Origin of the sequence: Kordiimonas aestuarii, from assembly GCF_025574465.1 — a bacterium.
Lineage (GTDB): Bacteria > Pseudomonadota > Alphaproteobacteria > Sphingomonadales > Kordiimonadaceae > Kordiimonas > Kordiimonas aestuarii.
In genome coordinates this window covers 86,243-108,250 of sequence record NZ_JAOBPP010000017.1, presented here as the reverse complement: position 1 = coordinate 108,250, position 22,008 = coordinate 86,243, and the positions used below count along the sequence as shown (strand labels likewise).

The following is a 22,008-nucleotide window of genomic DNA, read 5'->3' as shown; positions in this document are numbered from 1 at the left end:
GGGGGCAGGCTGGCATGCAAAACGCCCCGTCTTTGGAAAGGCGGGGCGTTGCAAACCATCAAAGGGTTCAGGCGGTCAGGGGCGTGTCTGTCCGTCACCCATGACCTTGTATTTAAAGGTGGTTAGTTGCTCAAGCCCAACCGGACCGCGAGCGTGTATCTTGCCTGTGGCGATACCGATTTCCGCACCCATACCAAATTCACCACCGTCGGAAAACTGGGTGGATGCATTATGCATGACAACCGCTGAATCAATCGCATTCAGGAAGGTTGTCGCTGCCGCCGGGTCTTCAGTTACAATTGCGTCGGTATGGGCGGAGGAATGCTGCGATATGAAGTCGATCGCCTCGTCGAGGTTTTCAACAACCTTTACCGAGAGAACGGCATCAAGGTACTCCGTGCCCCAGTCTTCATCGCTTGCCGCAATAATGCGCTGGTCACATGCCTGGGTTGTGCCGTCACCGCGGAATTCACACTCTGGCATGGCGTCTAGAAGTTTGGGCAAAAGGTCTTTTGCGACCTGCTTGTCAAGCACCACGCTCTCTGTCGCGCCGCAAATACCTGTGCGACGGAGCTTGGCATTCTTGATCAGTGCCACGGCTTTCTCAAGGTTCGCAGCGTGGTGCACATAGGTATGACAGTTGCCGTCAAGGTGCTGCAATGTAGGAACCGCAGCTTCATCTATCACCAGCTTTACAAGACCCTTGCCGCCCCGGGGAATGATGAGATCAACATGCTCGGCACATTTCAACAGGTGGCGCACCGCTGCGCGGTCGGTCGTATCGACCACTTGAATGATTTCCTCCGGCAGGCCCGCAGCGTTCAGTCCGGCTTTCATGCAGGCAACAATTTCGCCTGTTGAATGATAGCTCTCGGATCCGCCTCGAAGGATGACCGCGTTGCCTGACTTCAGGCACAGGGCGCCAGCGTCCGCCCCGACATTTGGACGGCTTTCGAACACCATCCCGATTACGCCGATGGGAACGGCAACACGTTCAATCTTCAGGCCATTGGGGCGGTTGAAGGTTGCCAGTTCACGGCCCACCGGGTCGGGGAGCTCGGCTATGCTTTCGACGGCATCGGCCACAGCGCCGACACGGGCTTCATCAAGCATAAGCCGGTCGATAAAGGCATCGTTTTTGCCATCTTTACGGGCTTTGTTGATATCTTTTGCGTTGGCGGCCAGGATATCCGATGTGCGCGCTCTCAGGGCTGCGGCAGCGGCACGTAACGCGTCGTTCTTTTGTTTGGTGCTGGCGGTCGCCAGTTGGCGGGCGGCTTTGCCAGCATCTGCCGCAAGCTTGTATACATATTCCCTGATCTCGTCAGACATGACGGTCATGTAAGAACTCCTTTGGTTCTCGAGGTGGTTTATTGCAGTTCGAGCGCGCGATTATATGCAGCACGCGTGGTATTCTTCAGAAGGGTATCGAGTGCACCTTCATGATTGAGGGCATGCAGGCCAGCTTCCGTTGTACCCTTTTTGCTGGTGACGGAATTTCTCAGGTCAACGACCGTTTCGTCGGCGTCTGTCGCCATTTTTGCTGCGCCGGTAATCGTCTGAAGTACCAGCGCTCGCGCCGTCCCGTCGTCAAACCCAAGTTCCTTGGCCGCTTCAATATAGCTGTGCATGAACTGGAAAACATATCCCGGGCCGCTACCAGATACCGCCGTCAGGCGGTCAAGTTCGTCTTCTGACGCAACCCAGAAGCTTTTGCCGACGATATCGATCAGGTCTGTAACCTGGGTGCGCTGGGTGTCGCTGCAGCTGTCGCTTGCGAACAATCCGGTAGCGCCAAGCCCTACCAGGGCGGGGAGGTTTGGCATGACGCGTACTGTCGGTGCGTCGCCTAGAAGCTTACTGATCCGGGCCATGCTGCATCCCGCAGCTATAGACACAGCGCAGCCACCGGGCGCTATCCGCTTTCTGTAAGCCGGTAAAACATCGTCCACCATCTGTGGTTTGATTGCCACCATCACCATATCGAACCGGCGGTCGCCGAGATCAGCTTCAGCGCGCAGCAATTTGGCGCCCTCCGGAGGGTTCTCCGCCATGGGGTCTACAATGGTAAATGTGTGCTCTGTGTTCAGCAGCCAACGCCGCAGCATCGCACCACCCATTTTTCCACAGCCAATCAGCAGCACATTCATATGTTTCACTCCTTGTCTCGATCTCGGTATACGACCTTCAGCCAAGCATAGTGGCGCGGCGAAGGCCCGTTCGTCGTGGTCGGTGCGTATATAAGCAATTTTATTTAGAATACAAATGAAATATGATTTTATTGCGGCGTGGCGGTAAAAATATAAGCCTGCCTATAAACGGCCTTATATCTTTGATATAAATGTGAGATTGAAGCATATGGGATGACTTAATAGGGCCTTTTATAAAAAATGAGGCCTTGAAATTAATAGTGGTCAAAGTAATATTATTGCGCCTGATGAGTAGGCCCAAGAAGGGCGGACCAGCGAACCACAAAGGAGGCGACTGGTGAGTAACCAAAAGCGTATCGTAGTAAAAATTGGATCGAGTTTGTTGGCGCACAGCCAGCAGCTAACGCTCAGGTATGCATTCATGCATGGGCTGTTGAGTGACATCGCAAGGCTGAAGGAGCAGGGCTATGATGTTGTGCTTATGTCTTCAGGCGCGGTGGCGCTGGGTCTGAACGCTGTTGGTAAAACACCTGAAGACGCAGGGCTTCTGGATAAGCAGGCTGCCGCAGCATGCGGGCAATTATTGCTTTTGAACGCCTATAAGCAGGTGGCGCATGAGTTTGGTTTCGACATTGCCCAGATTCTGGTGACTATCGGCGACATGGAAGAGCGGCGCCGTTTTATCAATGCGAAAAATACAATAGAGCGCCTTTTCGAGAATGGCATCATGCCGATCGTGAATGAGAATGATACACTGACGACGGAAGAGTTGAGAGTCGGGGATAATGACCGTTTGGCTGCCAAGGTCGCGCAGATGATTCAGGCGGATCATCTTGTACTTCTTACCAGTGTTGATGGCTTGTATGATCGGCCGCCGTCAGAGCCCGATGCACAGTTCATCGAGCGGCTTGAGGATGTCAGTGAATATCTTTCCGCGACAGAAGGTACGAGCGTGCTGGGTAGTGGCGGCATGCTCACAAAACTGCAGGCAGCGAATATGGCCCAGCACGCCGGGTGCAGCACCATTATTGCCGAAGGTATTATCGAAAGGCCGCTTCTTTCGGTACTTGAAGGGGAGCGGCGCCATACAACATGTGTAGCGATGGGAACGCCTGCATCTGCCTGGAAAGTGTGGCTTACGAACAGGCTTCAGGTTGCGGGCAGCCTGATCCTTAACCAGAAGGCTGCGGAAGCCTTGTGTGCTGACCCCACGCCAATTGCGCATACCGACATTGTTTCCATCCATGGGAATTTCCACAAGGGTGACATTCTGCACGTGTATGACGAGCAGGGTCGGGAGATTGCGCGCGGCCTTACCAACTTCTCATCGGAAGAGGTGCTGGTGCTAGCAAGGCACCCTGAGGCAAGTACGGCTGAGCTCTTGGGGTATTCGGCTGTTCCTGATGTAATCACGACGAAGAATATGGTGGTGTTGAAGGAGAATCACCTTCCGTGGGATGTGCCGACCGACGACCATCAGGTGGTGGTGACACTTTAGTCGCCAAACCTGATGCCAGGCCGGGATTTGATCGCGCTTCATTGAATTGGAGCGCGATTTTTTGTGCGAAGAGGAGATCTGGTTGATATTTCGACATCTGTCGGGGATTTTTCACGCGCGAAGTGCCGCAGTTTTCCTCACATAATGGATATTTTTTTCGTTAATGTGACAGCGCTGTCAGAAAAATATAGACATATATGCCTAGTATTGCTATCAACAAAGAGACAGCGCTGTCATTGCGAGCGGGAAGAGTCGTGGCAGCCGTCGGGGAAATGCACATTAGAGTAGGGGAAGGTAGATGAAACCAGGAAATCTATACTATGGCCCCGTGGCGAGCACGATGTCGCTCATCCTTGCCATGGTGTCTGCGTCTGCTGTTACTGCACAAGATAGCAGTGCTGACGCAAATGTTGATGAATTTGAAGAGATCGTTGTCACGGGTATCCGCGGCAGCCTCCAGCGTGCCATGGATATCAAGCGTGATAGCCGCGGTGTGGTTGATGCTATTTCGGCTGAGGATATGGGTAAATTCCCGGATACCAACCTGGCTGAATCATTGCAGCGTATCACCGGCGTATCGATTGACCGCCAAAACGGTGAAGGCAGCAAGGTTACCGTTCGTGGCTTCGGGCCTGACTTTAACCTTGTGACTCTGAATGGACGCCAGATGCCGGTTTCCTCGATTGAGGCAACTGGTGCGTCGGCATCCCGTTCATTTGATTTTGCAAACCTGGCATCCGAGGGTGTTGCCGGGGTTCAAGTATATAAAACCGGCCGTGCGTCGGTTCCAACCGGCGGTATTGGCGCGACGATCAATATTCAGACGACGCGTCCGCTGAATGACCCGGGTATGCATGCAAGTGTTGGTGCCAAAGCGGTATATGACACATCGCGCAACGATGGCAACCCGATCACTCCTGAATTTTCAGGCATTTACAGCAACACCTTTGCTGATGACAAGATTGGCGTGGCGCTTTCTGGTAGCTACCAGAAGCGTAAGGCCTCCTTCAATCAAGCAAGTGTGCCTGACGGATGGCGCGGTGCGTATCTCGGCTCCGAAAATAACTGGGGCACCTTGCCGCAGATTCCAGATGGCGGCACTGAGGCTGATATCAATGTTACCAACCGGCCCGGCCCGGACGATGTTTACGCCGTTCAGCAAAACCTGAACTACAGCCTTAATGACATCGACCGTGAGCGGATCAATGGTCAACTGACCTTGCAGTATCGTCCGGTTGACAATCTGACGGCGACGTTTGACTACACTTATTCCGAACACACCATTGCAACCACCCGGAATGATCTGGCTGTGTGGTTTGACTTTGCGAACACAAGCAGCGAGTGGACAGATGGCCCTGTGGCTGGTCCGGTCTTCTATTCCGAAAGCTTTGGTACGCCGACTGACCTTGCTATGGGCGGTGGCATGTTCGCAGTTAAAAACGAGAATAATTCCATCGGCTTTAACATCGAATGGGAACCAACTGACCGGCTGACGCTTGAGCTTGATGCTCACAGCTCCAGCGCTAAATCCGGTTCGGACAGCCCGTTTGGTACAAATGCGGTGATTGGTACAGCCAGCTTTATCGTGGCACGTCAGTCAATCAACTATACGAACGAGTTTCCTGTTCTCTCGGTTGATTTTGCACCTGGCGTAACCGGTATTGATCCGGCGCTGAGAACCTCAACCGGTTCCAGCTTCCGCAATAGCTACATGCGGACCGAGATCAAGCAGGCGCAACTTCGTGGTGCCTACGATTTTGACACCAGCCTGATTACCAGCGTTGATTTTGGTGTTTCATACACTGAAAACAAGGTGCGCTCGGCATACTCGAACGTACAGCGCGACACTTGGGGTGGGGCAGGCCCGGCTTCCGATATTCCGGATGATATCTTTGAATTGACAACCATTGCCGACAAGTTCGACCAACTGAGTGGCAGCGATGACCCGGGTTTGCTCAATGAAATGTTCCTTTGGGACTTTGAGCGCATGGCCGGCATTATCGACGACCTCTATGGCGCTTGTGGTGGCACTGGTCAATGTGCGACCGACAACTATTCAACGGACCGTCGCACCACTGAGGAAAGCATCAGTGCTTACCTGCAAGCCAATACGGACTTCGAGATTGGTGAGCGTCCCGCGCACGTAACCTTCGGTATGCGTTACGAGAAAACCGACGTTGCCTCACAGGCGCTTGTACCCATCGCGATTGGCACCAATTGGGGCGGCGCTAACGAGTTTGGCGTGATCTTCTCAAGCGACCAGGATTTCACGGAACTTGAGGGTGAGTACGAGCACTGGCTTCCGGCGATCGACTTTGACGTCGAGGTTGTGGACAATGTGATCTTCCGCGCAAGCTACAGCGAGACGATCACGCGCCCGGGTTACGCAGATATCCAGGGTGGCCAGACCGTGAACGAGATCTTCCGGGTTGACGGTGGTACCGGTAATCAGGGTGATCCAGGCCTGCTGCCATTTGAATCGAAGAACCTCGATTTCTCGGGTGAATGGTACTACGACGATGCCAGCTATTTCTCCGTTGGTTGGTTCCACAAGGACGTAGACAACTTCATCGGTGTATCTGAAATTCAAGCGACACCATTTGATCTTCCGCACCCTTATGGCGGGGCTCGTTATCAGGCTGCGGTGGCGGCCCTTGGTAGCAATGCCGACGCGACAGCAATCCGTAACTGGATTTTCGAGAACGCGGACCCAAGCACGGTCGAAATCACCGGCGTCGATTCAAACGGCAACTACACCGGGTTTATCTACGGTGTTGAGGGTGAAGACCCAACCGTTACGTTCGACATCACGGTGCCAATCAACCAGAAATCAGCAAAGCTGAATGGTTGGGAATTCGCCCTGCAGCACACCTTCGGTGACAGCGGCTTCGGTGCGATGATCAACTACACCATGGTAAACGGTGATGTGGACTTCAACAACGAGCTTCCAGCCAGCGTAACGCAATTTGCATTGCTGGGGCTCAGCGACAGTGCCAACTTTATCGGCTTCTACGATAAAAATGGCCTGCAGGTGCGGGTGGCCTATAACTGGCGTGACAAGTTCCTGAATGCGACGACCACAGCCGGCGGCCCGAACAACCCATCATACACCGAGGCCTACGGGCAGTGGGATGTGAACGTCAGCTATGAAGTGATGGAAGGCCTGACCGTATTTGCCGAAGGTATCAACATCACCAACTCGACGCAGCGTTTGCATGGTCGCCATGTCAATAACGTGCAGTATGTCACGCAGGGCGGCGCACGTTACAATCTTGGGGTTCGCTATAACTTCTAGGCTTGGCTTTTAAGTTAAAAAAACCGGAGAAAGCCGTTGGAGACGACGGCTTTTTCCTTCTAAGGTAGGTCTCAAAGGGAAGGTCGCAGGGCTTGGGTGGCCTCACCAATTGTTTGAGTAGGGGGAGGGAAGTGTCCATGAGTAACCATGTTCTGTTGAACAATGTAGATCATAAAGACCTGAAAATAATCACAGAGCGCTCGGCCAGATTTGGCGACGACGTCATGTATGGCTTCACTTTTCCCTTCGAATTCCGGAACATTCAGGCGCATTATCCGATTTTCTTTCAAAAGGACCCTAACAGCGACAAATATTACCCTGTGGCGATGCTGGGTCTGCAACAGGGCGAAAACCTGTTTCTTGGCGAGCACGGCTGGGACGCTGACTATATCCCTGTTGCAATTGAGCGGCAGCCCTTCCTGATCGGCTTTGAAGGCGCTGACGGTGACGCGCACACAGTTGTGCATGTGGATATGGATAGCCCGCGTGTCAGCGAAACCGAGGGTGAGCCGGTTTTTCTCGAACACGGTGGGAACACCCCTTATCTGAACCGCGTGGCGGCGCTTCTGGATGCGCTGTATCAGGGCGACCAGGAAAATGCGCGTTTTGTGCAGGCGCTTGTTGAACACGACCTTCTGGAATCCTTCACTCTGGATATGGAACTGAAAGACGGTTCAAAGAACCGGCTGGCTGGCTTTTACACCATCAATGAAGACAAGCTGGCTGTTCTGGATGGCGACGTCCTTAGCGCGCTTCATAAGGAAGGTCACCTGCAGGCCATTTATATGGTGTTGGCGTCGCTGTCGCACATGCGTGAGCTCATCATGCGAAAGAATGCCCGCCTCTGATATCGGAAGCGACTTCGAAAGAACTGGATCGTGTTAGCGGTAGAAAACAAGATCAAAGAGATTGAGGGTGTGCGGCCGGACGCGCTGCCGGAACAGGTGTTTTCGTCGCGGGAGCCATTGGTGCTGAAAGGGCTTGTGAGCGATTGGCCCCTTGCGAAGGCAGGGCTTGAAGGCGCTGATGCCGCACGGCAGCATCTGCTTGAGCACTATGACGGTGCGACCGTGGGGGCTTCCCTTGGTGATCCGTCAGCCAAGGGGCGTGTGTTCTACAATAAGGATTTCACCGGCCCAAACTTTAAAATGGTCCGTGCCAGGCTTGATGCCATCCTCGAAAAGCTCGCTGATCATGAAGGCGACGCTGAACCGCCATTGATTTATGTGGCATCTACAACCATCGACACCAGTTTGCCGGGTTTCCGCACGCAAAACGACCTGTCATTTGAAGGCCGCAGGCCGTTGGCAAGCATCTGGATCGGCAACCGCACCCGGATTGCCGCACATTATGACATGCCTGACAATATTGCCTGTGTAGCGGTGGGGCGACGGCGTTTCACGCTTTTCCCGCCGGACCAGCTTGAAAACCTGTATGTCGGGCCGCTGGATGTGACGCCAGCTGGTCAGGCGGTCAGTCTCGTAGATTTTAGCGAGCCGGATTATGAGCGTTTCCCCAAGTTTCGCTCTGCGGTGAAGGTCGCACAGGTGGCGGAATTGGAGCCGGGTGATGCCATCTATATTCCCGGCATGTGGTGGCATCATGTCGAAAGCCTGAGCATTTTTAACGTGCTGGTGAATTACTGGTGGCGGGACATCCCTGCATACATGGGGCCACCCATCAATGTGCTGCAACATGCGCTGATGACGATCCGTGATTTGCCCGCGCATGAGAAGAAGATTTGGCAGGATATTTTCAATTTCTATGTATTTGAAAACAAGCCAGAAAATTTCGAGCATATTCCAGAGGAAAGCCGGGGTGTGCTGGCACCAATCGATGAAATGACGGCAAGGAAACTGCGGGCGTTTCTATTGAACCGGCTGAACCGGTAATAGTGTAAATTCAGGGGTGGGCGAGTGATGCAAAAAGACAATCAAATTCGCAAGGTGGTAATTGCGGGCGGTGGCACTGCGGGCTGGATGGCGGCGGCCGCTATGTCCAAGGTGCTCGGTAAAGCCCTTGAGATCAAACTGATTGAATCCGAGGAAATTGGCACCGTCGGTGTGGGTGAAGCGACGATCCCGACCCTTCTGACCTATAATCGCCTGCTGGGCATCAACGAGCAGAAGTTCATGGCTGCGGTCAAGGGCACCTTCAAACTGGGGATCGAATTTGCCAACTGGAAGGCGCAGGGGGAAAGCTACATCCACTCCTTCGGCATCACCGGCAAAGACCACTGGACAGCCGGTTTTCAGCATTTCTGGCACCGTGGCATGGAAGAAAAACATGCTGCGGATTTTGGTGAATATTGCCTTGAGCTGAAGGCGGCGCTCGAGAACAAGTTTGCCCACCTGCCGGAGCAGGGCCTTAATTACGCCTATCATCTGGACAGCAGCCTTTATGCGAAGTTTCTGCGCGGGATGGCTGAAGAGCACGGCGCCGAGCGCATCGAAGGCAAGATTGTTGAGGTGATGCAGCACGGTGATACCGGGTTCATCAGGGCCCTCAAGCTGGCATCCGGACAGATGATTGACGGGGACTTCTTCATAGATTGCTCCGGTTTCCGTGGGCTGTTGATCGAACAGACACTGCACACCGGTTATGACGACTGGACACACTGGCTGCCGTGCGACAGCGCCATCGCTGTACAGACGGAAGCGGTCAGCGAACCAATCCCTTATACCCGGTCCATCGCGCACGATAGTGGTTGGCAGTGGCGTATTCCGCTCCAGCACCGGGTCGGTAACGGCCTTGTTTTCTGCAGCCGGTACCAAAGCGACGACGACGCGATTTCAACCTTGATGAGCAACATCGAGGGCAAGCCACTGATTGAGCCGCGTGTGCTCAAGTTTCGCACAGGGACACGCCGCAAGCACTGGAACAAAAATGTGGTGGCTCTTGGCCTATCCAGTGGCTTCATTGAGCCGCTGGAATCAACCAGTATTCACCTCATACAGCGGGGTATCCTGCGGCTGATGCGTATGTTCCCCTCTCACGGTGTAAAGCAGTCGGACGTCGACGAGTTTAACCAGCAGACAGAGTTCGAGACCGAAGGCATCCGGGACTTCATTATCCTGCACTATCATGTGACTAACCGCACAGATACGGCGTTCTGGCGGCAGTGCAGAACCATGGATATCCCGGACACTTTGCAGCACCGGATTGACCTCTTCCGGGAGACCGGGCGGGTGTTCAAGAATGCCGATGAATTGTTCGCTGAAAATTCATGGATACAGGTCATGCTGGGGCAGGGCATAATGCCTGAACAGCATCATCCGGTCGCCGATGTGATGAGTAAGGAAGAACTGGTGAATTTCCTTGACCATGTGAAAAGCAATGTAGCCCGCACGGTCGCTGGCCTGCCAAGCCATCAGCAATATATTCAGCGCTACTGCAAAGCATCGGAATGAAGCAGCAACTCAGGGGCACCTGCCTTGCGCTGCCATTTCTCCTGACTGCGGCATGCGGTACACAGCCGAGCCTTGATGTAAGCCCGGCAGCCAGTGTGGGTATCAGCCAGCCGCATTTTGACGTCCGGATGGCCGCACTGGAGGGTGATATCAAGGGCGGAAAATTCAAGGATATCCATAGCGTGCTGGTCTACAGGGATGGTGCGTTGCTTTATGAAAACTATTTCCGCGGCACAAATGACCATATTGACTTTGAGGGCGGCGTCAAACGTGTGCCGGGGGAAGAGGCTATGTGGTGGGATGCCGACAAGCCGCACTATGTAGCGTCTGTTACCAAGGCGATAACCGGGATTTTAGCCGGTATCGCCCTTGATGACTTGAACGCAACCGCCGGCGCCAAGGTCAGGGATCTGTTGCCTCCTAATCTGGCCGCAAAGCTGACAGGCAAGGCCCGCCAGCTCACCTTGCACCACCTTTTGACAATGACAGCGGGTTACCGCTGGGATGAGTGGACCGATGATGACCTGGTAGCGCTTTGGCAGTCGGACGACTTTGCCACGTTCCTGCTCGCGCGGGAGAACCAGGGGCCCGGAAGTGAATGGCGCTACAACAGCGCCGTGCCTAACCTTGTGCTACGCATTCTGGAATATCAATTGGATGAACCCCTTGCCGCATGGGCCGACAAAAGGTTTTTCAAACCGCTAGGGATTACAAATTACCGTTGGGGACAGCAACCCACGGGCACCCCAGAGGGCAGCGCCCGTCTCTATTTGACCCCAAAGGACATGTTAAAAGTGGGCATCATCGTGTTGCAGAACGGCCGCTGGCGCGCGCAACAGATCATTCCGGCGTGGTGGGTCGAGGAAATGACCACGCGGCAGGCAAGCCCGGAGGGCGCGGGCTACGGCTATTATTTCTGGCTGCGTGAGGTGGCTGGGGTCCGCTATCTCTCAGCCGATGGGGATGGTGGACAACAGGTCAATATTTTCAAGGACCAAGGTTTGGTTGTTGTAATGACGCAGGGAAATTACGGCGAGTGGCCGCTTTATATGGAGCAGGCGCAAAGCATTATGGCCAATTATATTTTCCCCGCTCAAGGTGTGGGAAAACCCCGACCCTGACAAAAGGCCGGGGCGCCCGGTTTTCTATTGCCAGACTTTGACCCAGTCGATCTCATAGCGTGCGGGAAAGGCTGCCTCGTCTATGCCTTCCTTGCCACCCCAGTCACCGCCGACCGCGAGGTTGAGGATAACATGAAACGGGTGATCGAAAGGCCATTCAGCATGGCCATCGTTATCCTGTCGGGTAAAGGCGAAGAATTGATCGCTGTCGATAAACCACCTTATTTCACCGGCATCCCACTCAATAGTGTAGGTGTGGAAGGCGCTTGAAGCGGTATCCACGGTGATATCCTTGCCCTTTTGGGTGTTAATGCGGTGATTGTAGGCCTCGGTGTGGACCGTGCCATGTACATGACCCTGGTCGAAGCCAACATGTTCCATAATGTCGATTTCGCCCGATTTTGGCCAAGGGCCATATTTCGCTTCATCCGGCATCATCCAAAAGGCGGGCCATGTGCCCACGCCCGACGGCAATTTGGCGCGCATGGCAATTTTACCGTAGGTCCAGCCCGGGATGCCTTTTGAGGTGATCTTGGCAGAGGTGAACTTGTCACCGCCGCGCGCCTCAATCACCAGCTTTCCATCCTCCAGGCGCAGGTTCTTCTCATCCGCAGTATATGTCTGTTTTTCGTTATTGCCGAAATAGCAATTTTTCGGGCAGCCGTCGCCTTTGACAATATGCCAGGCATTTGTGTTCAAGGCGGTGCCATCAAAATCATCTGACCACACAAGCTTCATGTCGTCGGCAAATGTTGGTGCCGCCATGAACCCGTGTGTCGACAAAATCAATGCGGCCGATAAGGTTTTCAGTGTTTTCATATGTCCCTCTGGTTCAGGTTGGTGTTTGTTATTTTTCACGCTTTTGCAGGTCTTCGACGAGGGCTGCATGTGATTTGGCCGTAATGGGGTAAAACAACATCAGGACGCCGGATGCCAGGAGCGCCATCATGGGAATGAGTGTGAATATGTCGCGGATGCCGTCTGTGGTTTCGGCTGAGGTGGGGGTTGCTGGTATATAACCCGTCAGGTCCAGCAGATGTCCTGCGATATAGGCGGAAAGCCCAATGGAAACTTTCTGGAATGACGAGGCAATTCCGATAAGCAAGGATTCGCTTTTGAGCCCGCTAAGGTGGTAGCCATACTCAATTGTGTCCGGCAGGATGCTCCAGAAAATCACCGCATAGGCGCTAAGGCCGATAACCGTGATGGTGACGCCTAAATATGCAACAAAAGGCGCATGCACTGCAGCGGAATAAAGCACGGCAAGGCCGATGGTGCCGATAATACTGCCAAGTATCCACGCGGTCTTCTTGCCGATTTTCAGGGTTAATACGGACCAGAAAGGAATGGTCAGGAGTGGTGCCCCGCTCATGATAATGATGGCCGTGTTACCTGATGAGCGGTCACCGATATGGCTTTCAAAATAATAAAGAATGGTCTGCCCGACAGTATTGGTTGCCACAGTAACCAGGCTGATGCCGCCGACAATCAACAGGAAAGGTCGGTTATGGAAAATTGCGACCAGGCCTTCTTTCCCGCTTTTGGGAGCGCTGTGGCGATTGATAGGATTGGCGGATTCTTTGCTTAGAAAGGTACAGGCGACCAGCACAACAACGGCTATAATACCCGCGAACAGCCCCATCAAGCCGAAGGCGGTCGCATCGTCAAAATTTTCCTGCAAGGTCTTGGCAGTGAAACTGACGCAGACACCGCCCAGGAAGCCAAAATACATGCGGATGCCAGCAAGGCGTGTGCGGCCATCAAAATTGCGAGTAACGCGCGCGCCTAACGCCGAGTAGGGAATGGATACAACAGTATATGCCGTACGGAACAGGAGGAGCGCGCCGCTTGCGTAAGCGATCAAATGCGCTTCCGAGCTCATTTCCATCGGTGAAAAGAGCAGGATAAATGAGGCAGAGAGAGGTATGCTGCCAAACAGGAGGTAAGGACGATAGGGCCCCAGCCGACTTTTTGTCCGGTCCGCGATATATCCCATCATCGGGTCTGAAATGGCATCCCACAGGCTGGCGATCAGAAAGATCGTCCCGACGATGCTGCCGGACAGGCCCAATACATTGGTGAAAAAATAGAACAGGTAAAAGCCTGTGCCTTGCCAGAAGAGGTTGAGGGCAAAATCCCCCGAGCCATAGCCCAGAAATGTCGGTAGTTTTGAGCGTAGAGCCCGATCTTTTGCCATGACATCGTCACCAACTCTTTGGGCAGGCTGCATAAATGAAGTGACAGCGCTATCATGTTTGCGTGACAATCGCAACGCGCTTGTTATAGTGGAGCGGGCGCATTTGGGCATGTATGCTGCCTTATTGGATCGATGGGCGGAAATCTAGTGAGCATTGTGAAGACAAAAAATGCAACGATGAGTGACGTGGCGCGGCTCGCTGGTGTGTCGATGAAAACTGTCTCGCGTGTGTTCAATAAGGAAAAATATGTCAGCGAGGATAAAAAGAAAAAAATCCTCGAGGTAGCGGAGCAGTTGAACTTCAGGCCGTCATTGCAGGCACGTGGTCTGGCGGGCAGTAAATCTTATATTGTCGGACTTTTTGTCGATGACCCCAGCGGCGATTACATCAGTAAGGTCCTGCGCAGTATATTGAATAGATGCGAGAGCATCGGCTGCCATCTGGTGGTGGAAGTATTTCGCGAACGCGGTAACGAGGCAAAGCTTCGGCAGGTTCTGAACAGCATCCGCTTTGATGCGGTCATCCTCTCCGCCCCGATCTGTGACGATACCGTGGTGCTGAATGCCCTTCGCGCCAGCGGAGTACCGACGGCACGCATCGCTCCGGGCGTTCAGGCGGACGATATGGTCCGTGTCTCGATTGATGAATTTCAGGCGGCTTTCGAAATGACCGAATATCTGATCGGCATGGGACATGAACGCATCGGGTTTGTTAAGGGCGATCCCAATCACTCCTGCTCGCTCGACCGGGAGCGCGGCTATGTGCGTGCGATGCAGACACATGGACTTCGGGTTAAAAACGAAATGATTGTGCCGGGCCTGTTTTCATATGCCAGCGGCCGTCAGGCGGCGGAGCTCCTTCTTGCGCTGGAAGAGCGTCCTACCGCTGTTTTTGCCTCCAACGATGAAATGGCGGCTGGCATCCTGGCTGTTGCAAGAGAGAAGGGGGTGCGGGTACCCGATGAGCTCTCCATCGTTGGTTTTGATGACGATGCCATTGCCGCAACTGTCTCGCCCGCGTTGACGACTGTTCGGCAACCTGTTGAAGAAATGGCTGGCGCGGCCTTCGATATGGTGATGGGAGAAGATGGCGAGGGCGAGAAAATATTATCGTCCTCACACGGTTTTACCCTCTGTGTGCGGGATTCCGTCGCTGACCTCAGGGTCCGTTAGGTCTTTCGTGACACATGATATGATAGCGCTGTCATATTTTTCTGGACATTTGTGGCATTTTCGGTGATTTTTAAATGACAGCGCTGTCTTATTTTATTTGAGCCGCGTGACATCATAATCGTTCCTTGTGGTGGTGGAAGGCTGCAGCGAACGACTGTTTACATCATTTTAAATGGATGACCGCAGCGTCCCCGTATTTGGAGAAGAGAATGTTCGCTCGTTTCCGCTTTGATAAGTCGAAAAAGCTAAACACCATCGCCAGCCTGATGTTGTGCTGTTCCGTGCTGCCATATGGGGCGGCCTGTGCAACTGATGCCTCCTTGTGGCCACAGGTTGAAAGCCCGGTCAAGAAAGAAGCGGCGAGCGAGGCTCGCATCAGGGAATTTTTGTCCCAGATGTCGGTTGAGGAAAAAGTTGGCCAGATCATGCAGGTCGAAATCCAGTATGTGACGCCAGAGGACATAAAAAAATATCATGTTGGCTCAGTGCTTAATGGCGGCGGTTCTTTGCCACAGCGAAACAAGCATGCCAAGCCGTCAGAGTGGCTCGCACTCGCGGATAGCTTCTACAAGGCATCAATGGACACATCGGATGGTGGTCTTGCTATCCCTATCATCTGGGGTAGCGACGCGGTGCATGGCCATAACAACGTTATTGGCGCAACCATTTTCCCGCACAACATCGGGCTGGGGGCCGCTAACAATCCGGCACTCATGAAAAGGATCGGCGAGATTACCGCCCTTGAGATGCGTGCGACAGGCATTGATTGGACTTTCGCGCCAACGATCGCCGTTGCCCAAAATGATCGCTGGGGCCGGACTTATGAAAGTTATTCCGAGAACCCGGAGATTGTTAAAGCCTATGCCGGAAGCATGGTGCTTGGCTTGCAGGGCAAGCCGGGAACAGAGACCTTCCTTGACGTGAACCATGTTGTTGCGACCGCAAAACACTTCCTTGGCGATGGCGGCACCGCAGATGGTGACGACCAGGGCAACGCAAAGATATCGGAAAAAGAACTGCGCGATATTCATTCCGCCGGTTATGTATCCGCCATTGAAGCCGGGGTTCAGACTGTTATGGCCAGCTTCTCCAGTTGGAATGGCCAGAAAATGCACGGCAGTAAATATCTGCTGACCGATGTTCTGAAGGGGCGGATGGGTTTCGACGGACTTGTTGTTGGTGACTGGAACGGCCACGGGCAGGTTCCGGGGTGCAACAATGCATCGTGTGCCGCGTCTGTGAACGCAGGGCTGGACCTTTTCATGGTGGTTGAAGACTGGAAAAAGCTTTACGCCAATACGCTTGAACAGGTGCAGGCTGGCGAAATTCCCCTGGACCGGCTTGATGATGCGGTTGCCCGTATTCTGCGCGTCAAGCTTCGTGCAGGGCTTTTTGAAAAAGGCATGCCCTCAGGCCGTGGTGTTGCCGGGCAAGACGATATTATTGGCCGTGCTGAGCACCGGGAAGTGGCGCGGCAGGCCGTGCGGGAAAGTCTCGTGCTTCTGAAAAATAACGGCCATGTCTTGCCGCTGAAGCCAACACAGACAATTCTGGTCGCTGGGGACGGTGCCGACAATATCGGTAAGCAAACCGGCGGCTGGACAATCAGTTGGCAGGGCACAGGCAATGTGAACAGTGATTTTCCAGGGGCTTCTTCGATCTATCAGGGTATTAAAGAAGCTGTTGGCGAGGCGGGTGGTGAAGCTGTCCTCTCGGCTGATGGAAGCTTTGACGAAAAACCGGATGTTGCGATTGTGGTGATCGGTGAAGAGCCGTATGCCGAAGGGCAGGGCGACCTCGAAACACTGGAGTTTGAGCCGGGCGCGAAAAAAAGCCTGAAATTGATCAAGTCCTTCAAGGATGCCGGTATTCCGGTTGTGACGGTGTTCTTGTCCGGCCGTCCGCTTTGGGTAAATCCTGAACTCAATGCTTCCGATGGCTTTGTTGCAGCCTGGTTGCCGGGCACGGAAGGTGAGGGAGTTGCTGACGTCCTGATCGCAGACAAAGCCGGACAGGCGCGCCATGACTTTAAAGGCAAGCTTTCGTTCTCATGGCCGAAATCACCGCTTCAGGACACGCTGAACAAGTACCACGAAGGTTATGATCCGCAGTTTGCGTATGGATATGGCATGACCTACGCCAGCGATACGGAAGTGCCGATGTTGGCTGAAGATGTCGAAGGTGTGCAATCAGGAGATCTGTCTGATATCAAGCTTTACGCAGGCCGTACCATCGCACCGTGGATGATTATCCTCAGCGACGAAGGCTCTTATGCTCAGCTAAGTGGCGCCTATGCTGCGCTGCCGACAGGGTCTGGCAAAATCAGTCAGGTTGACAAGGACATTCAAGGGGACGCGCTGCGGCTTGAAATGAATGCAGCGACAGCAGGCAATATTGCCATCAGTGCCGGACCTGCGCTTGATTGGTCAGCCGAATACACCAGGGGCGCGGCCTTCACATTTGACGTTGATATCGAAAGCGTGGAAGGCGGCAGTGTCAGCTTGCAGTGCGGTGAGGACTGCACACGCACCTACGACTTGTCCGTCGTGTTTGAGAACCTTGAAGGTAAGGGGTGGCAGACGGTTACTTTGCCGCTTGTGTGCCTTGCCGATGAAGGCGACACATTTGATGTCGTCACAGAACCCTTCCGTCTGACCGCGGAAGGGCCAGCAGACCTGACGGTTGCCAATGTTGCGCTTCGGTTGGGTCATGGGGCTGACCGCTGCCCCATGTAAGGAAGTACCTTCTCTCCAGGCACTGGTACTTCGGTCACTGGCAAGAAACCCCGGCTCGTTGAGCCGGGGTTTTATCTTTGTCAGGCTTTTTCCACCTTCACCTCGGGTTGCTGCTCATCAGACATTTTGGTGATCTTGATGTTGAAGAACCCATATATGACCGCGATAATCGGGTTCAGCAGGTTAAAGAAGGCATAAGGCGCATAGGCAAAGGTCGCAACGCCCAGGGTGCCGGCCATAAACGCCCCACAGGTATTCCAGGGGATAAGTGCGGAGGTCATGGTGCCTGCATCCTCCAGCGTACGGGAGAGATTCTGTGGTGCCAGGCCACGGCGCTTGAACTCCATCATGTACATGCGGCCGGGCAGGGCGATGGCGATATACTGGTCACCCGCCACGATATTCATGCCGATGCTGGTTAACACGGTTGTCAGCACCAGCGAACCCGTACCGCGCACCCCCTTAAGCGCACCCGTGACGATGCGGCCAAGGAAGCCGGTTTTCTCCATCACGCCACCAAAGCACATGGCAGAGATGATCAGCCAAACAGTGGTGAGCATGCTGCTCATGCCGCCACGGGACAGAAGGTCGTTGAGCATATCATTACCGGTATCGGCCGTATAGCCGTCAACCATGGCCATCCAGAGCGCCTTGATTGTTACTCCGGTTTGCGACACACCGTCTGCGAGTCCGCCCCCAAAAGCAAGCGTCGCATCGGGCTGGTAGAGTACCGCGACGACGCAGCCAACAAGTGCGCCGATGGTGATGGTGGGAAGCGCTGGTACCTTTCTAAGAGCAAGGGCAAGTAACACGATCAGAGGAATAAACGCCGGAAAACCAAGGTTGTAGCTATTCTCCAACAGGCTTCGCGTTGTCTCAATGCTGCTGACGGTTCCATCGCCGATTTCGATACCCCAGCCCAGCCAGGTAAAGAGAGCCAGCGAGATCAGCAGCGACGGCGTAGTGGTCCAGACCATGTGGCGGATATGAACAAAAAGATCCACGTCCACCATGGCGGGCGCCAGGTTTGTGGTGTCGGAAAGAGGGGACATCTTGTCGCCAAAATAGGCGCCGGAAATCACGGCGCCTGCCGTAATCTCGGGTGAGAGGCCCAGAATGCGCGAAATGCCGATAAGGGCAAGCCCCACGGTGGCTGCTGTTGTCCAGGAGCTGCCGATCGACGCCGCAACCAGCGCACAGATAATAAGGGCAGCCGGGTACAGGAACCCAGGGTCAAGTACACCAAGGCCAAGGTGAATCACCGCTGGGGCGGTGCCAGCAAGCATCCAGCTGCCGATCATGGAGCCAACCATCAGCAGGATAAGGCAAGCTTTCATCGCCAGCATAATGCCGTCGACAAGCGCTTGTTCCAGCACCTCATAACTTTGCCCACGCACCATGCCAAGGGCGATGCCAACACCGGCGGAGAACATCAGCGCAAGCTGGTTCGGGCCGGACGAGGACGAATCGCCGAACAGCAAAACCGAGCTGGTGAGCATGATGATTAAGCTGATGAGCGGAAGAATTGCAAACCAAAGAGAAATAGTGTCTTGGTTGTTTGTGTTATTTGCCACGTAGGCCCCCCGATACTGATGTTTATTTATGGTTTTGGCATTCATGGTTGAATGCGGGATGGCATGTCTGCTTCGCACTTCCCCTATCCGTGTGCTTCACAGTTTTATTTGCCACTATCTAAGCGGCATCATGCCTATTTTGCCGCCATCTGCCAGTAAAAAACCTCGAAACTGCGTCAATTTAAGTCAATCTTCCGTGGTTGCGGCGCGGGCTTAAGCTGTGGCACGATGTGGGAGAAGCAGCGAAAAGACGCACAGTGTGGGGGAGTTAGATGAAATTCGGAAAAATGGGCGCGGCGGCAATAGCTTTGTCGGTGGCGATGACGATTGGTTCAACAGCACAGGCACAGAAGGCGACTGGTACCGCGCGCGCTTATGTGGGTGTTGCGCTGATTGATGGCACGGGGGCTCCGCTGCAGGAAGATATGGGCGTGCTGGTGGAAAGTGACCGCATCACCAGCGTTCTGCCTAGCGGCGAACTTAAGGCGCAGTTGCCTGAAGGCGCGAAGGTGGTGGACGCCAGTGGGCACTATCTGTTGCCCGGCCTCATCGATACACATGTGCATATGGCGACCGTGCCTAATGCCGAGAGGGCAAAGGCCTACCTGCGGCGGTATATATACAGTGGCATAACAGGCGTGCGCGACATGGCGGGGGATATGCGAGCGCTGGCCGAGTTGGCCCGTCAGAGCAGGCTTCAGAAAATTCCGGCACCTGACCTCTATTATTCCGCCTTGCTGGCGGGGCCGAGTTTCTTTGACGACCCACGCCCCGGCATGGCGGCGGAAGGTGAAGTGCCGGGCGACGTGCCGTGGATGCAGGCAATTACGCCTGATACCGACATGAAGGAAACGGTGGCGATTGCGCGCGGGACCTGGGCAACGGGGATCAAGATCTATGCTAACCTGCCAGCGACAGAGGTGCGGCGCATCACGGCAGAGGGCCACAGGCAGGGCATCAAGATTTGGGCGCATTCCATGGTTTTCCCGGCCTACCCCAGTGAGGTGGTTGGCGCAGGCGTGGATGTGATTTCGCACGCGTGCCGGTTGGCGTTTGAGGTGGCCGGTGTGCGGCCCAATGAATATCATCACAAGGCAGTATTGGATTTTGCAAGCCTCGACCCGCGGTCGCCTGTGCTTGCAGATATCTTTGAACAGATGGAGATACGCGGCACCATTCTCGACGCAACGCTTTGGCTGTATGCAAACAGAGAGCAGCGTGAGCGCGAGAAACCCGAGGACAAGCGCAGCGCAGGCATTTGCCCATCCGCCTTCGCGGGGGCGATGACCCGGTTCGCATATGAAAGTGGTGTGGATATCTCTGCCGGCACGGACGGCATGTTGGGTTATGACGCAGAATACCCCGCGCTGTTTGATGAACTTGAGGTGCTTGCGGAGAAGGCTGAAATGCCGCCGCTACAGGTGATCCGGTCGGCCACCTATGTGGGGGCCAGGGTTCTGGGGCTGGAGGACGATCGCGGCACGATTGAAGCAGGCAAACGCGCGGACCTGATTTTCCTGAGCAAAAACCCGCTTGAGGATATGGCGAATATGCGCTCGGTAGTGCTGACAGTGAAAGGTGGGACGGATTACCCGCGCGAGGCGTATGCGCCCCCCACTAAAGCCGAGCTTGAGGGAGAGAAATAATGGGGAACAGTATGGACGTTCATAATATCGCGCGGCGCGACTTCTTGCGCCTGGCGGCCGCTGGCGCTGCGGCATTGCCATTGGCGGCGCAGGGCTTTCCCGCCTTTGCCGCCGATAAACCATGGCCGGGGCTGGGTGATGCTATTGTCATTAACAACCTTGGTGGCATATCAAACCCCAATGTGCGGCTTGAGAAATTCAAAAAACAGAAGGAGAACGGCAATCCCGTTGCAGGCATGAAGGGTCTTGCGCTTGACCCGCGTGCCCTTGACGAGGCAGTGGCATCCGGCACGACGGCGATTAACCTGACGCTTGGCTATGTTGCCGGGCCCATGGACCCGTTTGACTATAGCGTTGCAGAAATCGCTAAATGGAACCAGCGCATCCGGCTGCATGGCGATCATCTTTTAAAAGTGTGGTCCACAGCTGATATCTTACGCGCCAAGAAAAAAGGCAAGGTTGGTATTATCATGGGCTTCCAGAACGCGGCCATGATGGGGGACAATGTTGACCGTGTTGATACCTTTGCGGGACTTGGCGTCAAAATCGTCCAGCTCACCTATAATGTACGCAATCAGTTGGGCGACGGTAGCATGGAAGCGGAAAACAGGGGCTTGACCGACTTTGGGCGCGCGGTTGTGGAACGGTTAAACGCCACCAATACGGTTGTGGACCTGAGCCATAGTGGTGAGAAAACATGCCTTGACGCGATCGCCGCATCGGAACACCCGGTTTGTATTTCACACACCGGGTGCCGGGCGCTTGCGAACCTGCCGCGCAACAAGACGGACGAGGAATTGCGCCTTCTGGCCGACAAAGGCGGTGTGGCGGGCATTTATTTTATGCCGTTCCTGAAGGAAAACAGTTTCCCAAGTGCCATGGATGTTGTGCTGCATATCGAACATGCCATCAATGTTTGCGGGGAAGATCATGTTGGCATCGGGACAGATGGTGGCACAACGGGGGTGGATGACCTCAAGGCCTATCAGGAGGTGATTGACGATGAAATCCGCCGCCGTCAGGAAGCGGGGATTTCCGCCAAGGGTGAGAAGGCAGGTGTTGTGCCGTTTATTCCGGATATACAAGGCCCCGGCCAATTCCAGCAGCTTGCCGACATGTTATACAGCCGGGGGCACGCCACAGACCGGATCGAGAAGATACTCGGCCTCAATTTCCTGAGCTATTATAAGCGCGTATGGGGTGAATGAG

Annotated in this window: 15 protein-coding genes; 10 read left to right on the top strand and 5 right to left on the bottom strand. The window is 54.4% G+C overall.

What is annotated here, in order from left to right; genetic code table 11:
- Nucleotides 1–75: 75 nt before the first annotated feature.
- Both OEU85_RS05895 and proC read right to left on the bottom strand, forming a co-directional pair.
- Entirely contained in the window at nt 76–1,341 is a 1,266-nt protein-coding gene (locus OEU85_RS05895; RefSeq protein WP_262690531.1) for a glutamate-5-semialdehyde dehydrogenase, read from the bottom strand.
- Between the two features lie 29 nt (nt 1,342–1,370).
- Nucleotides 1,371–2,150 carry a pyrroline-5-carboxylate reductase gene (proC, locus tag OEU85_RS05890; RefSeq protein WP_262690530.1) on the bottom strand — a complete coding sequence of 260 codons (780 nt, stop codon included), beginning with the start codon at nt 2,148–2,150 and terminating at the stop codon, nt 1,371–1,373.
- A gap of 337 nt (nt 2,151–2,487) precedes the next feature.
- On the opposite strand from proC, the gene proB reads away from it, so the two are divergent.
- The 6 genes from proB to OEU85_RS05860 all read left to right on the top strand — a co-directional run bounded on the left by proB (nt 2,488) and on the right by OEU85_RS05860 (nt 11,474).
- Nucleotides 2,488–3,648, top strand: a complete 1,161-nt coding sequence (gene proB / locus OEU85_RS05885) for a glutamate 5-kinase (protein ID WP_262690529.1) — start codon at nt 2,488–2,490, stop codon at nt 3,646–3,648.
- Nucleotides 3,649–3,988: 340 nt separating this feature from the next.
- Nucleotides 3,989–6,943, top strand: coding sequence for a TonB-dependent receptor (locus OEU85_RS05880; protein WP_394805386.1), 2,955 nt, complete (start codon nt 3,989–3,991; stop codon nt 6,941–6,943).
- 137 nt (nt 6,944–7,080) lie between these two features.
- Nucleotides 7,081–7,791 (top strand): SapC family protein, encoded by a 711-nt coding sequence (locus tag OEU85_RS05875; protein ID WP_262690527.1) that lies wholly within the window; start codon nt 7,081–7,083, stop codon nt 7,789–7,791.
- A 30-nt stretch (nt 7,792–7,821) separates the two neighbouring features.
- Nucleotides 7,822–8,835 (top strand): cupin-like domain-containing protein, encoded by a 1,014-nt coding sequence (locus OEU85_RS05870; RefSeq protein ID WP_262690526.1) that lies wholly within the window; start codon nt 7,822–7,824, stop codon nt 8,833–8,835.
- 27 nt (nt 8,836–8,862) lie between these two features.
- Complete coding sequence (locus OEU85_RS05865) at nt 8,863–10,353, top strand: tryptophan halogenase family protein (protein WP_262690525.1); 1,491 nt, start codon at nt 8,863–8,865, stop codon at nt 10,351–10,353.
- Nucleotides 10,350–11,474 carry a serine hydrolase domain-containing protein gene (locus tag OEU85_RS05860; RefSeq protein ID WP_262690524.1) on the top strand — a complete coding sequence of 375 codons (1,125 nt, stop codon included), beginning with the start codon at nt 10,350–10,352 and terminating at the stop codon, nt 11,472–11,474. Before OEU85_RS05865 ends, OEU85_RS05860 begins: the two co-directional genes overlap by 4 nt.
- Nucleotides 11,475–11,498: 24 nt before the next feature.
- Here OEU85_RS05860 and OEU85_RS05855 read toward each other — a convergent pair whose 3' ends face one another.
- Together OEU85_RS05855 and OEU85_RS05850 are read right to left on the bottom strand one after the other, a co-directional pair.
- Nucleotides 11,499–12,293 (bottom strand): glycoside hydrolase family 16 protein, encoded by a 795-nt coding sequence (locus OEU85_RS05855; protein ID WP_262690523.1) that lies wholly within the window; start codon nt 12,291–12,293, stop codon nt 11,499–11,501.
- A gap of 28 nt (nt 12,294–12,321) precedes the next feature.
- A complete protein-coding gene (locus tag OEU85_RS05850; RefSeq protein WP_262690522.1) occupies nt 12,322–13,671 on the bottom strand; it encodes an MFS transporter in 1,350 nt (449 codons plus the stop codon).
- A 156-nt stretch (nt 13,672–13,827) separates the two neighbouring features.
- On the opposite strand from OEU85_RS05850, the gene OEU85_RS05845 reads away from it, so the two are divergent.
- Both OEU85_RS05845 and OEU85_RS05840 read left to right on the top strand, forming a co-directional pair.
- Nucleotides 13,828–14,844 (top strand): LacI family DNA-binding transcriptional regulator, encoded by a 1,017-nt coding sequence (locus OEU85_RS05845; protein WP_262690521.1) that lies wholly within the window; start codon nt 13,828–13,830, stop codon nt 14,842–14,844.
- 209 nt (nt 14,845–15,053) lie between these two features.
- The gene (locus tag OEU85_RS05840; protein ID WP_262690520.1) at nt 15,054–17,579 is read left to right on the top strand and encodes a glycoside hydrolase family 3 protein; all 2,526 of its coding nucleotides are present in this window, start codon (nt 15,054–15,056) and stop codon (nt 17,577–17,579) included.
- Nucleotides 17,580–17,659: 80 nt separating this feature from the next.
- On the opposite strand, the gene nhaC is transcribed toward OEU85_RS05840, so the two are convergent.
- Nucleotides 17,660–19,198 carry a Na+/H+ antiporter NhaC gene (gene nhaC / locus OEU85_RS05835; protein WP_262690567.1) on the bottom strand — a complete coding sequence of 513 codons (1,539 nt, stop codon included), beginning with the start codon at nt 19,196–19,198 and terminating at the stop codon, nt 17,660–17,662.
- Nucleotides 19,199–19,425: 227 nt separating this feature from the next.
- On the opposite strand from nhaC, the gene OEU85_RS05830 reads away from it, so the two are divergent.
- On the top strand, nt 19,426–20,799 hold the full coding sequence (locus OEU85_RS05830; RefSeq protein ID WP_262690519.1) for an amidohydrolase family protein: 1,374 nt from the start codon (nt 19,426–19,428) through the stop codon (nt 20,797–20,799).
- 11 nt (nt 20,800–20,810) lie between these two features.
- Entirely contained in the window at nt 20,811–22,007 is a 1,197-nt protein-coding gene (locus tag OEU85_RS05825; RefSeq protein ID WP_262690518.1) for a dipeptidase, read from the top strand.
- The last annotated feature ends 1 nt before the right edge of the window (nt 22,008 follow it).